The sequence below is a fragment of the Curtobacterium sp. MCJR17_055 genome, assembly GCF_003224335.1.
Lineage (GTDB): Bacteria > Actinomycetota > Actinomycetes > Actinomycetales > Microbacteriaceae > Curtobacterium.
Window position 1 is genome coordinate 208,385 of the sequence record NZ_QKLF01000002.1, and the last position, 14,935, is coordinate 223,319.

Below are 14,935 nucleotides of genomic sequence, written 5' to 3' on the forward strand. Positions count from 1 at the left end.
CTAGGAGACCCGCACGTCCTTCCAGAACGCCACGTAGCCGCTGTAGTCCTGGCCGACGCGGTCGAACGACGACGGGATCGGCTCCGGGTAGGACCAGGCGTTGTCCACGTGCTCCTGCCCGTCGACCGTCACGGTCCAGTACTGGGTGTCGCCCTTCCACGGGCAGTGGTACTGGGTGGGGCTCTCGCTGAACAGCTCGGTCTTCACGCTCGCCGGCGGGAAGTACCAGTTGCCCTCGATCTGGATGAGGTCCGCCTCCGGGGCCTCCGCGATGACGGTGTCGCCGATCACTGCCTGCATGACTTCCTCCTCGTTCCGGCCGTCGGTCCGACGGCGTCCGACGGGGACCCTACGCCCGTGCGGTGGACGGTCGCAGCGTGACCAGGTCGGGACCCACGGCGAGCGCCGCGTGCACCCGCTCGGCGCCGAGCACGGCGGCCGCCTCGGAGGCCGTGACGAGGTGCTTCGCCGCCCGGCGGAGGCCCGTCCAGGCGGCGCACGCCGCCGCGGCCTCCGGGGACGTGTGGTCGATGCCGGACTCGACGAGCGCGTCGACGACCGCGCCGGCGCCGAGCAGGTCCTCCACGGCGAACTCCGGGACCGTCCGGACGTCCGGTGCCTCGCCCGCCTCGGCGGCCGCGTCGCCGCCGACGGGTCCGTCGACGTGGCCGGCCGCGACCACCGCGACGACGCAGCGGTCGCCCCGCTCGGCCTGGAGGCGCGCCACCCGTCCGGCGACCGCCGCGGTGTTGCCGAGGTGACCGAGCACGACCTCCGGCCCGTCGGGCAGCTGCCCGAGCGGCACACCCCGGTGGACGTCGTGGTGGCGGACGTCGTCGTGCCGGACGTCATCGGCGCGGACGTCGTCGGGGAAGGCGGCCGCCGGGAGCACGTCCACCCACACGAGCAGGTGCGCGTCGGCGGCGACCCGCGCCGCTCCCGGGACACCCCACCCGAACCGCACCTGGTACCGCTGCTGTCCTCGTTCCTGCACGCCGACACGATAGTCGCGGCGGGGCCTCGGCCGAGCACGCTCCGAGCGGTCCCGCGCAGCTGCCGTGCCCGGTGTGCCCGGTACGATCCCCTGCCATGGAGACCGACCCCGCGCCCACCCTCACCGGCGACCGCGTCACGCTCGAGCCCCTGTCGCACGAGCACGCGGACGACCTGCGGGCGGCCGTCGCGGACGGTGACCTCTGGCGCGCCTGGTACACCCGCGTGCCCGCGCCGGCGGGGGTCGACGAGGAGATCGACCGGCGACTCGCCGAGCAGGCCGCCGGTCGGATGGTGCCGTTCGCCGTGCGGGACCGCCCCACCGGACGGGTCGTCGGCGCCACCTCGTTCCTCGACATCGACCGGGACAACCGCCGGGTCGAGATCGGTGCGACGTTCCTCGGCGCCTCCGCCCAGCGCACCGGCATCAACACCGAGGCGAAGCTGCTCATGCTCTCGCACGCCTTCGACGTGTGGCAGTGCATCGCGGTCGAGTTCCGGACGCACTGGCACAACACCCGGTCCCGCGCCGCCATCGCGGGCCTCGGCGCGAAGCAGGACGGGGTGCTCCGGAACCACGCCCTCGGCCGCGACGGCAGCCTCCGCGACACCGTGGTGTTCTCGGTCATCCAGTCCGAGTGGCCGACCGTCCGGCTCTCCCTCGCTGAACGTCTGCGCAGCCATGACCGCGCGGAAGGGTCGCGCCGCCGCTCCGCCCGGCACGCCTGACGGTCCCGGCGGTGGCCCTCCCGCCGCGGACGCCGTGCCGTGCCCGTGCCCGTGCCCGCGCCCATGCCCGCGCCCCCGCCCGCGCGACGGCACCCCAGCACGCCCGGGTAGCGTCCGCCCCATGCACGTCGGACTCCGCATCGAACTGGACGCACCCGTGGACGCCGTCCGGGACGCCCTCCTCCGGCCGTCCGTCATGGTCGCCGTCACGAAGCCGTTCCTGGTCTACCGGTCGCTCGACCGCGACGGGTTCCCCGAGCACTGGACACCGCACGACCCGCACCCGATCAGCGCGTCGACGTTCGGTGTCCTCCCGAGCGGCTCGAGCCACGTCGACATCGACCTGCACGAGACCGAGGGCGTCCCCGTGCAGGTCGACCGCGGTGGCGGCACGAGCGGGCTGTTCGCCCGGATGGACATGCGCCACCGGATGGCCGTCTCCGCGCTGCCGGGCGGGCGCACGCTGTTCCGCGACCGGCTGACCTACCGGACCCGGCCGGCGCTCCTCGGGGTGGCGCTCTGGCCCGGCATGTGGGTCATCTGGCAGTGGCGGGCGTTCCGGATGCGGGCCCTCGCGCCCACCTGGCGGGCGTGACCCGAGCGGACCCCGCGGCCGCGCCTCCAGGCCCGGAGCGGCGTCACCGGCCGGGCGTACGCTCAGCGACGTGACCCAGACGGAGACCGCCGACCGCGTCCGAAGCACCCTCGCCACCGTCGACTGGCGGCGTCGGACCTTCGACCTGTACCGACGGGCGCGGGCCGCCGCGACCCCCGAGGCCGCACACGCACTGTGGCGCGAGGGCCGGGACGCCATGTTCGCCGGACACCCCGCGAGCCCGCTCCTCCCCGAGGACGCAGCCGCGTTCACGTCCCTCCCCGTCCCCGACTACGACCCCGCCTGGCGCTTCCGGCTCCGCATCGAGGAGGCGGCCCCGCAGGCGCTCGACGTCGAGACCGGCACCGACGGCGTCGTGCACTTCGACCGCCTCGGCGTCGTGGAGGTCCCCGGCGTCGGCACGCTCGACGTGTGGTCGCACGGCGGCTACGCGGGTGGGCTGTTCGTCCCGGTGAAGGACGCCGGTGCCGGGAAGCCCGGCGGGACCTACGGCGGTGGCCGCTACCTGCTCGACACCATCAAGGGCGCGGACCTCGGCGGTGTCGACGGGGAGCTCGTGCTCGACTTCAACTTCGCGTACAACCCGTCGTGCGCGTACGACCCGGCGTGGGCGTGCCCGCTCGCGCCGCCCGGCAACACCGTGCCCGTGGCGATCCCGGTCGGCGAGCGGTACGGCTCCTAGGGTGGACCGCATGTCGGGATTCGTCGCGATCGACGCCGGCGGCCGCGTGCCGCCCTTCGAACAGGTGCGGTCGCAGCTCGCCGCACAGATCACCGCCGGCTACCTCGTGGACGGCGAGCGGCTGCCGAGCGTCCGCGGGCTCGCCGCCGAGCTCGGGCTCGCAGCCGGCACGGTCGCCAAGGCCTACCAGCTGCTCGAGGAGGCCGGGCTCGTGCACACCGCGCGGGGTGCCGGCACCCGGGTGGTGCGACCGGCCGAGGTTCCGGAAAGCGTCACCGCCGCGGCGGCCGCGCTCGTGGCCGCTGCGCGCGAGGCCGGCCTGTCGGCGGACCAGGCGGCCTCCGCGCTGCGGGACGCCTGGCCGGCGTAGCGGTCCGGAGCGCGCCGACTCCGCGCCGGGCGACACCGCTCGTACCGGGAGGCGCGTGTCCCGTCGCCGAGTGCGATCGGTGCCCGCGGCGCGACGCTCAGCAGTGCTCGAAGACGTACCCGTCGTCGCCGGCCGGCACGAGGTCCCGGTCGCGGAGGATCGTCATGCGTGGGCGGTCCGGCATCGCACACACGTCCGACCAGTCCTGCTCGAGCGTGTCCGCGTACTCGACGTCCACCACGCGGTCGCCGTACACGTCCGTGTAGGCGGCGCACTCGTCGTACTGCACGCACTCCTCGGCCACCGCGAAGTCGAACCCGGTGCGCTGCTGCCCGACCGTGCCGAGCTGCGGGGTGTTCTTCTGCGCGGCGGCCAGCCCCTCGTCGTGCGCCGCCCGGACGAGCGCGGCGGCGAGCGCGAGGTTGCCGGAGCGGGTGAGCCTGCCGCCGGACCGGGTCCAGGAGTCGAGGTTGTCGAACTCGACGGCGTCGAACCCACGGTCCGCGCACCGGGCGATCGTCCGCCCGAGGACCGCAGTGATGGTCGCGCGCGCCGCTGCCGTCCGGGTGTCGAGCAACATCTCGTCCGGCCACCCCGGATCGCGCACGGGCGTGCCGGCCGCCGTCCGGAGGACCGCTCCCGGGTGGTCGGACAGCCAGGACCCGCGGTCACCGGGCTGGGTCTGGAAGCCGTTGACGTAGCAGATGCCGTACGTGTCGGCGGCCGGTCGCTCGGTGCTGTCCCGTGCGACGACGGTGACGCCCGTGGGCGGGGCGTACCCGCCGCCGAGCTGGTAGTCGGGGATGCCGGTCGTCGGGAGCGGCCGGGGAGCCGCAGCGGCGGACCCGTCGGCGTGCGCGGTGGCACCACCCGTCAGCGCGATCTCGCCGCCCGCGCCCGCACAGCCCGCCGAGGCGAGGGTGACGAGGGTCACGAGGGCGGCCATGACGACGGGGATCCGGGTGCGCACGAGGCATCCTCGCACGCTCATCGCGAACGCCCCCTCCCGCTCCGGGTCCCCGGCCCGCTATGCTGGGACCACTCGAGGCGCCGATCGCCTCGTGCGTCGTACGGACGCCCCCGAAACTCCCGGTGTCCCGCACCGAGCCCCAGCGGCTCACACGCGGAACCGACACCGATGTATCGCGCACCTCCCCTCCTCCCGGAACCCGTCCGGGAAGACGGAACCGGTGCCAGGCTCTCTGCTGCGGCGACAGCACCCGTCCACCAGCGCCGTCTCCTCCGGGACACGGACCGCCCACGGATGCGCTCCCGCCCGCGCCGGCCTCGACCGCGCGCCTTCCCGGCCGGCAACGGCCCGAGAGGTCACCATGACCACCCAGAACACCACGCAGGACCCCCACACCGCCGACGTCCGGTTCGCCGACCTCGGTGTGCCCGCCCCGATGGTCGACGTCCTCGTCGGCCAGGGCAAGGAGAACGCCTTCCCGATCCAGGTCGACACGCTCCCGGACTCGCTCACGGGCAAGGACGTGCTCGGCCGTGGCCGCACCGGCTCCGGCAAGACGATCGCGTTCGCGATCCCCCTCGCCGCCCGCCTCGCCGCCGCACCCCGCCAGCGCCGCGCCGGTCGCCCCCGTGCCCTCGTGCTCGCCCCGACCCGTGAGCTCGCGACCCAGATCGACGCGACGCTCGCCCCCCTCGCCAAGGCGATGGGCCTCAACACCACGACCATCTTCGGTGGCGTCGGCCAGGGCCGTCAGGTCGAGGCGCTCAACCGCGGCGTCGACATCGTCGTGGCCTGCCCGGGTCGCCTCGCCGACCTGATGCAGCAGGGCCACGTGCACCTGGACGCCATCGAGGTCACCGTCCTCGACGAGGCCGACCACATGGCCGACATGGGCTTCCTGCCCGGTGTGACCAAGATCATGCAGGCGACGCCGGTCAACGGCCAGCGCCTCCTGTTCTCCGCCACGCTCGACAACGGCGTGGACAAGCTCGTCAAGAAGTTCCTGCACGACCCGGTGATGCACTCCGTCGACGACGAGACCAGCCCGGTCGAGGCGATGACCCACCACCTGTTCGAGGTCGCCGACGCCGACGCGAAGAAGGACCTCGTCAAGGCCCTCGCCTCCGGCACCGGCCGCCGCATCCTCTTCATGCGCACGAAGCACCACGCCAAGCGCCTGGCCAAGCAGCTGTCGAGCCAGGGCATCCCGGCCGTCGACCTGCAGGGCAACCTGTCGCAGGGTGCCCGTGAGCGGAACCTCGCCCGGTTCTCCTCCGGCGACGCACTCGTCCTCGTGGCCACCGACGTCGCCGCCCGCGGTGTGCACGTCGACGCCGTCGAGCTCGTCGTGCACGTCGACCCGCCCACCGAGCACAAGGCGTACCTGCACCGTTCCGGCCGCACCGCCCGTGCCGGTTCTTCGGGTGACGTCGTCACGGTGGCGATGCCCGCCGAGCGTCGTGACGTCGCGCAGATGATGCGCGCCGCAGCGATCAAGGTCACCCCGCAGCAGGTGACCGCGACCTCCCCGGCCGTGACCGAGCTCGTCGGCGAGGTCGCCCCGTACCGCGAGGACACGACCCCCGTGGTCCAGCAGCAGCCGCGTCGCCAGTCCTCCGGTGACGCCGCCGGCCAGGGTCGTGGCCGCTCGCGTGGTCGTGGCGCCCCCGTCGGTGGCACCGGCGGCCGGTCGGGAGGCTCGTCCTCCGCCGGGCGCTCCGCTGCCGGCAGCGACACGGCTGGTTCGGGTTCCCGTCGTGGTGGTCGGTCCGACGCGGCCGGTCGCGACGACCGCCGTGGCGCGTCGACCGGCGGTGCCGCCTCCGGCCAGCGCCGTGGCGCACCGCGCCGCGCCGCTTCCGACACCACCCGCGGCGGTTCCGCGTCGGTGTGGTCGTCGGACGGCGGCTACGCCGCCGGTCGGTCCCCGCGTGACGACGCTGCGCCCGCAGCCCGTCGTGGTGGGTCCCGCCGCGCCTCCCGTCCGGCCGGCAGCGGTCGCTGACCCGGTCCAACCTCAACGTCTCCTCCGAGCGGCCCGGTGTCGCCGCGTACGGTACTGGTCACCGGCGGATGCGCGAGCGTCCACCGGGGAATCGTCCGTCGTCGGAAGGAGCACGTATGGCTGGGATCGAAGACATCAAGAACGCCGCTGAGAAGGCGGCCGGCAAGGCCAAGGAAGGCTTCGGCAACGCCACCGACAACGACCGCCTGAAGGCCGAAGGTCAGACCGACCAGGGCAAGGCCTCGGCCAAGCAGGGCGTCACCGACGTGAAGGACGCTGCACACGGCGTCGCCGACTCCTTCAAGAACGACAAGTAACGAAGCCGGTCCCGTACCGCGCTGCGAAGCCCCCGGATCCGATCGGATCCGGGGGCTTCGTCGTGTGCGGGGGACGCCGTCAGTGCAGGGCGCCCACCGAGGCGAGACCGGCACGGAGCAGCGCACCGCGACCGCCCTCCATCTCGTCTGCGACGGCGTCGGACGCGGCCTCCATCGGACTCATCCAGGTCAGTTCGAGGGCGTCCTGCCGGGGTTCGCAGGTCCCGGTGACCGGCACGACGTAGGCGAGCGAGATCGCGTGCTGCCGCTCGTCCGTGAACACCGAGGCGCCGGGCAGCGGGAAGTACTCCGCGACCGTGAAGGGGTTCGGGCTGGGCGGCAGCTGCGGGAACGCCATCGGCCCGAGGTCCTTCTCGAGGTGACGGAACAGCGCGGTGCGGATCGACTCGCCGTACATCACGCGACCGGAGACGAGCGTCCGGGCGATCGATCCGCTCGGGGACACGCGCAGCAGCACGCCGACCTCCGTGACGACTCCGAGGCCGTCGGTGCGCACCGGGACGGCCTCCACGTAGGTGATGGGCATGCGACGGCGGACGGTCGCGAGTTCCTCGTCCGACAGCCAGCCGGAGCCGGAGTCGGGGTCGGGGTCGGGGGTGCGGAGCGAGGCCATGCACCGTTCCTACCAGGCCAGGCGGCGAATCCGGTGCCGGAGGAGCACGGCGGTGGACGGATACCGTTGTCCCCATGGTGGATGCGGACGTCGTGCAGTGGACCCGATCGGCAGCGGACCGCGTCGGGACCCCGCTCCTCGTCGCCCTGCACGGGGTCGGGTCCCACGAGCACGACCTGCTCGGTCTGGCACCGGCCCTGCCCGCGGCGTGGACGGTGGCAGCGCTCCGGGCACCGGACCCGTGGGGGCCCGGCTTCAGCTGGTACCCGCTCGGGACGCCCGGGTCACCGGACCCCGCCGCCGCCGACGCGTCCGCGACCGCCGTGCTCGACTGGATCGACGCCGTCGCGGCCGACCACCCGCGGATCGGTCTGCTCGGCTTCTCGCAGGGCGGGTCGATGGCCCTGCAGCTCCTGCGCACGCGACCGGAGGCGTTCGCGTTCGCCGTCTCGCTGTCCGGCTTCGTGGTCCCCGGTGTCGACGACGGTCGTGACGACCGACTGGCCGCCGTCCGACCACGGGTGTTCCTCGGACACGGGGACGCCGACACGGTCATCCCCGCCGAGGCCACCGCCAGGACCAGCGCGTGGGCGGCCGCACACACCCGGGTGACCGACCGGAGCTACCCGGGTCTGCCGCACGCGGTCTCCGCGGCGGAGCTGGCCGACGTCGCGGCGTTCATCGGCGACTGAGCCGGGACGGACGGTCAGTCCGCGAGGATCTGGAGGAGGTCCCGGCGCAGCTGGTCGACCTTCGCGGTGGCGGCGGTGAGCTGCGCCTCCGTGGCGGTGGTCCGGTACATGTGCAGCACGCCCATCGCCCTGCGGAGGGACTCGACGAACGCCCGCTGCGAGTCGGGGATGCCGGGCGTGGACTCCCACGCGGCGGCGATCTCGTCGGCCTTCGCCTCGACCTCGGCGCGTCCGGCGTCGGTGAGTTCGAAGAGCGTCTTGCGGCCGTCGCCCGTCGAGACGACGAGCTCTTCGTCGACGAGCTGCTGGAGCGTCGGGTAGACCGAACCGGGGCTCGGCTTCCATGCGCCGCCGGTGCGCTCGGCGATGGTCTTGATGACGGCGTACCCGTTCTGCGGGCCCTCGCCGAGGAGGCCGAGGACGGCGAGCCGGACGTCGCCGCGACGGCGGCGCTCGCGACCGGGGCCGAAGCCGCCGCCGAAGCCCGGGCCGAACCCGGGTCCGCCGAAGCCGGGTCCGCCGAAGCCCGGGCCGGAGCCGCGACCGCCACGGCCGGCGGAGTCGTGGTCACGGCCATGGAACCCGACGCCGTGGTGCTGGCGGGCGCCGCCGAAGCGGGGTCCGCGGGGCCCGCGACCGAAGGGGCCGCGGGGGGACGTGGTGCTGGTGTGGTCGTCCATGGAGTGCATGACGACTCCTTTCGTGGAGGATGGTCCACGACCGGGTTCGTACCGGTCGTGATGCTGTAACGATCGATCGGTACCGTTCGTCTTGTCAAGCAGCGCCCGCATCAGGACGCTGTCGGTGGTGAGGAGCAGGATGGACCGGACCATGACGGACGTCTTCGAGCGCTTCTCCCCCGCCACCGCCGAGTGGTTCCGGGGTGCCTTCCGCGAACCGACGGCAGCGCAAGCCGGGGCGTGGGACGCCATCTCGACCGGACAGCACGCGCTCGTCATCGCCCCGACCGGCTCCGGTAAGACGCTGGCCTCGTTCCTCTGGTCGATCGACCGGCTCATCGCCTCGACCGACACCCCGCCGGCGAAGCAGCGGACCCGGGTGCTCTACGTGTCCCCGCTGAAGGCCCTCGGAGTCGACGTCGAGCGCAACCTCCGGAGCCCGCTGGTCGGCATCACCCAGACCGCCAAGCGGATGGGCCTGGAACCCCCGGACGTCACGGTCGGGGTCCGGAGCGGGGACACCCCCTCGTCCGACCGGCAGAAGCTCCTGCGGCTGCCGCCGGACATCCTCATCACGACGCCCGAGTCGCTGTACCTCATGCTCACGTCGAAGGCCCGCGAGACGCTCGTCAACGTCGACACCGTCATCGTCGACGAGGTGCACGCGGTCGCGTCGTCGAAGCGCGGCGCCCACCTCGCCGTCTCGCTCGAGCGCCTCGACGACCTGCTCGAGAAGCCCGTACAGCGCATCGGCCTGTCCGCGACCGTGCGTCCGGCGGAGGAGGTCGCCCGCTTCCTCGGTGGTCGTGCGCCGGTGCAGATCATCGCGCCGCCCGCGCAGAAGACGTTCGACCTGCGCGTGGTCGTCCCCGTCGACGACATGACCGAGCTCGGCGCCCCACCGGTCGGGGCGGACGCGACCTCCAGCCCGACGAACGGATCGATCTGGCCGCACGTCGAGGAGTCCGTGGTCGACCTCATCGAGCAGCACCGGTCGACGATCGTCTTCGCCAACTCCCGACGACTCGCCGAACGCCTGACCGCCCGGCTCAACGAGATCCACGAGGAACGGGCGCTCGCGACGACGGAGGTGGCCGAGCCCGTGGCCGCCGGCGTCGGCGCCGTGGCGGTCGCGCAGTCCCCGGGGCGGGCGTCCGCGCACGCGCCGGTGGCCCAGCCGAAGCGCCCGCCGGCCCAGCTCGTCGGCGGATCCGGACAGACCGAAGGCGGCGGCTCGGACCCGAGCGTGCCGGTGCTCGCCCGTGCCCACCACGGCTCGGTGTCCAAGGACCAGCGCGCGATCATCGAGGACGACCTGAAGTCCGGGCGGCTGCGCTGCGTGGTCGCCACCAGCTCGCTCGAACTCGGCATCGACATGGGCGAGGTCGACCTCGTCATCCAGGTCGAGGCACCGCCGTCGGTCGCGAGCGGCCTGCAGCGCGTCGGCCGCGCCGGGCACCAGGTCGGCGAGGTCTCCCGCGGTGTGCTCTTCCCGAAGCACCGGGCCGACCTCGTCAACAGCGCTGTCACCGTCGAGCGGATGGTCAGCGGGCAGATCGAGTCGATCTCGGTCCCCGCGAACCCGCTCGACGTCCTCGCGCAGCACACCGTCGCCGCCGGAGCGGTCGACACCGTCGACGTCGAGCACTGGTTCGACCTGGTCCGGCGCAGCGCCCCGTTCAGCGGCCTGCCCCGCTCGGCGTTCGACGCGACGCTCGACCTGGTCACCGGGCGGTACCCGAGCGACGAGTTCGCCGAGCTGCGCCCGCGCCTGGTCTGGGACCGCGTGCACGGCACCCTGACCGGTCGTCCCGGGGCCCAGCGACTCGCCGTCACGAGCGGCGGGAGCATCCCCGACCGCGGGATGTTCGGCGTCTTCATGGTCGGGGAGCGGGCCTCCCGCGTCGGGGAGCTCGACGAGGAGATGGTCTACGAGTCCCGCGTGGGCGACGTCTTCGCGCTCGGGGCCACGAGCTGGCGGATCGAGGAGATCACCCACGACCGCGTCCTGGTGAGTCCGGCGTTCGGGCAGCCCGGCCGCGTGCCGTTCTGGAAGGGCGACGGCCTGGGCCGACCGGCGGAGCTCGGCCGCGCGACCGGTGCCTTCGTGCGCGAGGTCGAGTCCGCCTCGGACGAGGACGCCCGCGCGCGGGTGGCGGGCGTCGGACTCGACGACCGCGCGGTCACGAACCTCATCACCTTCCTCCGCGACCAGCGCGCCGCCACCGGCCACGTGCCGAGCGACACGACGCTCGTCGTCGAGCGCTTCCGCGACGAGCTCGGCGACTGGCGCCTCATCCTGCACTCCCCGTACGGCATGACCGTGCACGCGCCGTGGGCCCTCGCGGTCGCGGCCCGCCTGCGGGAACGGCACGGGATCGACGGCGGGGCGATGGCCGCCGACGACGGCATCGTGGTGCGGATCCCGGAGACCGACGCCGAGCCTCCCGGAGCGGACCTGTTCGTCTTCGACCGCGACGACCTCGAGGCGATCGTCACCGACGAGGTCGGCGGGTCCGCGCTGTTCGCCGCCCGGTTCCGCGAGTGCGCCGCCCGGGCGCTCCTGCTCCCGCGACGCGACCCCGGCCGCCGCTCGCCGCTCTGGCAGCAGCGCCAGCGGGCGTCCCAGCTGCTCGAGGTCGCCCAGAAGTACCCGACGTTCCCGATCCTGCTCGAGACCGTGCGCGAGGTCCTGCAGGACGTGTACGACGTCCCGTCCCTGCTCGGGATCGCGGACGAGATCGCCCGACGGCGCATCCGGCTCGTCGAGAGCGAGACCGAGCAGCCGTCACCGTTCGCCCGGACGCTCCTGTTCGGCTACGTCGCCGCCTTCATGTACGAGGGCGACTCCCCGCTCGCCGAACGTCGGGCTGCCGCCCTGTCGCTCGACTCGACGCTGCTCAGCGAGTTGCTCGGTCGGGCCGAGCTGCGTGAGCTCCTCGACCCCGCGGTCATCGAGGGCGTCGAGCGCGACCTGCAGCGGCTCTCCCCGGACCGCCGGGCGCGGGACGTGGAGGGCATGGTCGACGTCCTGCGGCTCGTCGGCGCGCTCGACCTCGAGGAGCTGCTCGACCGCAGCTGGCTCGCGGACGCCCCCGACCGGACCGAGGCGGGCACCACCCTGCGCACGGCACTCGAGGGGCTCGAGCGCGACCGCCGGGTCCTGGCCTTCTCGCACGCCGGCGCCACCCGGTGGGCCGTCATCGAGGACGCGTCCCGGCTTCGCGATGCGCTGGGCGTCCCGCTGCCGATCGGTGTCCCGACCGCGTTCGTCGAACCGGTCGCGGACCCGCTCGGGGACCTCGTCGGTCGGTACGCCCGCAGCCACGGACCCTTCAGTCTGCAGGAGGCAGCCGGTCGGCTCGGTCTCGGTGTCGCGGTCGTGCAGGACACGCTGCGTCGCCTGGTCGCCGACCGACGGCTGGTCGAGGGCGAGTTCCGACCGGACCGACAGGGCGCCGAGTGGTGCGACTCCGAGGTGCTCCGACGCATCCGCACGAAGTCGCTCGCGGCGCTCCGGCACGAGGTCGAGCCGGTGTCCCCGGACACGCTCGCCCGGTTCATGCCGGCGTGGCAGCACGTCCGCGTCCCCGGCACCCGCGGTGGGCTGCGCGGGATCGACGGCGTGCTGCAGGTCGTCGACCAACTCTCCGGTGTCGCCCTGCCCGCCAGTTCATGGGAGTCCCTCGTGCTGCCGGCCCGGGTGTCCGACTACGCCCCGAGCATGCTCGACGAGCTGACCGCCACGGGCGAGGTCCTCTGGTCCGGCGGCGGGACCCTGCCCGGCAACGACGGCTGGGTGCGCCTGCACCTCGCCGACACCGCGGCGACGACCCTGGCCGAGGCCGCCGGGGACGAGACGACCGAGCTGCAGCGGGACGTGCTCGGCGCCCTCGCCGGCGGTGGCGCCTACTTCTTCCGCCAGCTCGGCCAGGCCGTCGGGAGCACCGACGACAAGGCGATGACGACCGCGCTGTGGGACCTCGTCTGGGCCGGACAGATCACGAACGACACCTTCGCACCGCTCCGGGCGATGCTCGGCGGCGCGGCGCGCACGTCCGCCGCGCCCCGGGCCCGGGCGTACCGCGGGCGTCGTCGGCCGACGCTGCCGACCCAGTCCGGACCGCCGAACGTCGGCGGCCGCTGGTCGCTCCTGCCGCTCGCCGAACCCGACGCGACCGTCCGGGCCGCGGCGACCGCCGAGCTCCTGCTCGAGCGCTACGGCGTCGTCACCCGCGGGGCCGTGCAGGTCGAGGGCGTCCGGGGCGGCTTCGCCGGGGTCTACCGGGTGCTCGCGAAGTTCGAGGAGTCCGGCCGCGCCCGACGCGGGTACTTCGTCGAGGGGCTCGGAGCGGCGCAGTTCGCCACCGGGCCGACCGTCGACCGGCTCCGCACGTACGCGAAGGACCTGGACGACGAGGAGCGGGCCGACCCGGACCGCACGCGAGAGGCGCTCACCCTCGCCGCCACCGACCCGGCCAACCCCTACGGGGCGGCGTTGCCGTGGCCGCACGACGCCGCTGACGAGGACGCCGACGGCTCGACCGGCGCGGAGGCCGCGGGCACGTCCCCGGCGACCACCACCCCGGCGACGAAGACCGGACGGGGGCACCGACCTGGCCGCAAGGCGGGCGCGCTCGTCGTGCTCGTCGACGGCCAGCTCGCCGTCTACGTCGAACGCGGCGGCAAGAGCGTGCTGACCTTCACCGAGGACCCGGCCGACCTCGCGGCGGCGGCGACGTCGATCGCGGCCACCGTGCGGTCCGGGCTCGGCAAGCTGTCGGTGGAGCGGGTCGACGGGGAGTTCGTCCTCGAGTCGGCGCTCGGCACGGCGCTCCGCACGGCGGGCTTCACCGCCACCCCGCAGGGACTGCGACTCCGTGCCTGAGTGGATCATGCCTGAGGTCGATCGTGCCTGAGGGCGACACCGTCTTCCGCGCCGCGGCCCGCCTGCACGCCGCGCTCGCGGGGAAGGTCCTGACCCGCAGCGACTTCCGCGTACCCGCGTTCGCCGCGCTCGACCTGGTCGGGCGGACGGTGGACGAGGTCGTGCCTCGCGGCAAGCACCTGCTGCACCGGATCGGCGACCTCACCGTGCATTCGCACCTCAAGATGGAGGGCCGGTGGGACGTCTACCGGCCCGGCGAGCGCTGGCGGCGACCCGCGTTCCAGGCGCGCGTGGTGCTCGACGCCGCGGACGTGTCGACCGTCGGGTTCACGCTCGGGGTCCTCGAGGTCGTCCCGCGCGACCAGGAGTCCACCGTCGTCGGGCACCTCGGTCCGGACCTGCTCGGCCCGGACTGGGACGCCGACCTCGCCCTCGCGAACCTCACCGCCGACCCGGAGCGACCGGTCGGCCTCGCCCTCCTCGACCAGCGGGTGATGGCGGGCCTCGGGAACGTCTACCGCAACGAGCTCTGCTTCCTGCGGGGCGTGCTGCCCACGCGCCCCGTCGGCGAGGTGCGCGACCCCGCGCGGATGGTGACCATGGCCTCCCGGCTCATCGTCGCCAACCGCGACCGGAGCAACCGCGTGACCACGGGCGTCGACCGCCCGGGGCAGCGGTTCTGGGTCTACAACCGGGCCGGCAAGCCCTGCCTGCGCTGTGGCACGCGTGTCCGGTCGGGCGACCTGGGCGAGTCGGAGCTCACGCTGCGGGACACCTACTGGTGTCCGCGCTGCCAGACCTGACTCAGTGGTCGACGGCCTCGACGATGCAGCTCTGGACCTGCTTCGCGGCCTTCGACGTCTCGGAGAAGGCGGACGGTGCTGCGGTCGCGGAGCCCTGCTCGTCGGCGACGACGTCCTCGGCGACCTTGTTCACCGGGAAGACCGGGCCGTCGAAGTCCTCGGCGGTGGGGTCCTCTTCCGTACCCCAGATGCCGACCTCGTCGTCGTTGGGGTCGTCGCTCGTGTTCGGGGCGACCGAGACGCCGAGGTACCAGCCCTCGTCGCTCTCCGTGACGCTGACGACGTCGGTGCCGTCGTGCGGGCCGACCGCCTCGTCGATCGCGTCGACGGCGGCGCTCGAGGCGACCCCGCACGGCGCACTGTTGCGCTGACCCGGGTCGGAGCGGGTCGCGGACTCCTCCGAGCCCGGCACCTTCCCGACCGGGTTGCCGTTCTGGGCACCGGCGTTCGAGCAGCCGCCGAGCAGCAGGCCGACGGTGGCGAGGCCGACGAGGGTGGCGGTGGTCTTCGCGCGCAAGGTGGTCATGCTCCCGACCGTAGGCCGCCGGAGGTGTGC

The 14,935-nt window shown here is 73.9% G+C and carries 15 protein-coding genes; 9 read left to right on the forward strand and 6 right to left on the reverse strand.

Going from position 1 to position 14,935, the window contains the following annotated elements:
• Complete coding sequence (locus DEJ16_RS05040; protein ID WP_110824277.1) at nucleotides 1–300, reverse strand: DUF427 domain-containing protein; 300 nt, start codon at nucleotides 298–300, stop codon at nucleotides 1–3.
• A 49-nt stretch (nucleotides 301–349) separates the two neighbouring features.
• A complete protein-coding gene (locus DEJ16_RS05045; RefSeq protein ID WP_110824278.1) occupies nucleotides 350–994 on the reverse strand; it encodes a hypothetical protein in 645 nt (214 codons plus the stop codon).
• A 95-nt stretch (nucleotides 995–1,089) separates the two neighbouring features.
• Between DEJ16_RS05045 and DEJ16_RS05050 the strand changes: the two genes are divergently transcribed.
• The 4 genes from DEJ16_RS05050 (at nucleotide 1,090) to DEJ16_RS05065 (ending at nucleotide 3,390) form a co-directional block, all read left to right on the forward strand.
• Nucleotides 1,090–1,722, forward strand: coding sequence for a GNAT family N-acetyltransferase (locus tag DEJ16_RS05050; protein ID WP_110824279.1), 633 nt, complete (start codon nucleotides 1,090–1,092; stop codon nucleotides 1,720–1,722).
• A gap of 121 nt (nucleotides 1,723–1,843) precedes the next feature.
• Nucleotides 1,844–2,317 carry a hypothetical protein gene (locus tag DEJ16_RS05055; protein WP_110824280.1) on the forward strand — a complete coding sequence of 158 codons (474 nt, stop codon included), beginning with the start codon at nucleotides 1,844–1,846 and terminating at the stop codon, nucleotides 2,315–2,317.
• A 70-nt stretch (nucleotides 2,318–2,387) separates the two neighbouring features.
• Nucleotides 2,388–3,020: a DUF1684 domain-containing protein gene (locus DEJ16_RS05060; RefSeq protein ID WP_110824281.1), complete on the forward strand. Its 633-nt coding sequence runs from the start codon at nucleotides 2,388–2,390 to the stop codon at nucleotides 3,018–3,020.
• Nucleotides 3,021–3,030: 10 nt separating this feature from the next.
• Nucleotides 3,031–3,390 carry a GntR family transcriptional regulator gene (locus tag DEJ16_RS05065; protein WP_110824444.1) on the forward strand — a complete coding sequence of 120 codons (360 nt, stop codon included), beginning with the start codon at nucleotides 3,031–3,033 and terminating at the stop codon, nucleotides 3,388–3,390.
• 97 nt (nucleotides 3,391–3,487) lie between these two features.
• Here DEJ16_RS05065 and DEJ16_RS05070 read toward each other — a convergent pair whose 3' ends face one another.
• Nucleotides 3,488–4,360 carry an endo alpha-1,4 polygalactosaminidase gene (locus DEJ16_RS05070; RefSeq protein WP_258365829.1) on the reverse strand — a complete coding sequence of 291 codons (873 nt, stop codon included), beginning with the start codon at nucleotides 4,358–4,360 and terminating at the stop codon, nucleotides 3,488–3,490.
• Between the two features lie 361 nt (nucleotides 4,361–4,721).
• Between DEJ16_RS05070 and DEJ16_RS05075 the strand changes: the two genes are divergently transcribed.
• Nucleotides 4,722–6,365, forward strand: a complete 1,644-nt coding sequence (locus DEJ16_RS05075) for a DEAD/DEAH box helicase (RefSeq protein WP_110824282.1) — start codon at nucleotides 4,722–4,724, stop codon at nucleotides 6,363–6,365.
• A 116-nt stretch (nucleotides 6,366–6,481) separates the two neighbouring features.
• Complete coding sequence (locus DEJ16_RS05080) at nucleotides 6,482–6,682, forward strand: CsbD family protein (RefSeq protein ID WP_110824283.1); 201 nt, start codon at nucleotides 6,482–6,484, stop codon at nucleotides 6,680–6,682.
• A gap of 79 nt (nucleotides 6,683–6,761) precedes the next feature.
• Here the strand turns inward: DEJ16_RS05080 and DEJ16_RS05085 are convergent, their stop codons facing one another.
• Nucleotides 6,762–7,316 (reverse strand): NUDIX hydrolase family protein, encoded by a 555-nt coding sequence (locus tag DEJ16_RS05085; protein WP_110824284.1) that lies wholly within the window; start codon nucleotides 7,314–7,316, stop codon nucleotides 6,762–6,764.
• Between the two features lie 74 nt (nucleotides 7,317–7,390).
• Here DEJ16_RS05085 and DEJ16_RS05090 point away from each other — a divergent pair, with 74 nt between their 5' ends.
• Entirely contained in the window at nucleotides 7,391–8,008 is a 618-nt protein-coding gene (locus DEJ16_RS05090; protein WP_110824285.1) for an alpha/beta hydrolase, read from the forward strand.
• A gap of 14 nt (nucleotides 8,009–8,022) precedes the next feature.
• Here DEJ16_RS05090 and DEJ16_RS05095 read toward each other — a convergent pair whose 3' ends face one another.
• On the reverse strand, nucleotides 8,023–8,697 hold the full coding sequence (locus DEJ16_RS05095; protein WP_258365830.1) for a PadR family transcriptional regulator: 675 nt from the start codon (nucleotides 8,695–8,697) through the stop codon (nucleotides 8,023–8,025).
• Between the two features lie 142 nt (nucleotides 8,698–8,839).
• Between DEJ16_RS05095 and DEJ16_RS05100 the strand changes: the two genes are divergently transcribed.
• Nucleotides 8,840–13,576 (forward strand): ATP-dependent helicase, encoded by a 4,737-nt coding sequence (locus DEJ16_RS05100; protein WP_110824286.1) that lies wholly within the window; start codon nucleotides 8,840–8,842, stop codon nucleotides 13,574–13,576.
• Nucleotides 13,577–13,599: 23 nt separating this feature from the next.
• Complete coding sequence (locus DEJ16_RS05105) at nucleotides 13,600–14,379, forward strand: DNA-formamidopyrimidine glycosylase family protein (RefSeq protein WP_110824287.1); 780 nt, start codon at nucleotides 13,600–13,602, stop codon at nucleotides 14,377–14,379.
• A 1-nt stretch (nucleotide 14,380) separates the two neighbouring features.
• Here DEJ16_RS05105 and DEJ16_RS05110 read toward each other — a convergent pair whose 3' ends face one another.
• The gene (locus tag DEJ16_RS05110) at nucleotides 14,381–14,905 is read right to left on the reverse strand and encodes a hypothetical protein (RefSeq protein WP_110824288.1); all 525 of its coding nucleotides are present in this window, start codon (nucleotides 14,903–14,905) and stop codon (nucleotides 14,381–14,383) included.
• Between the last annotated feature and the right edge of the window lie 30 nt (nucleotides 14,906–14,935).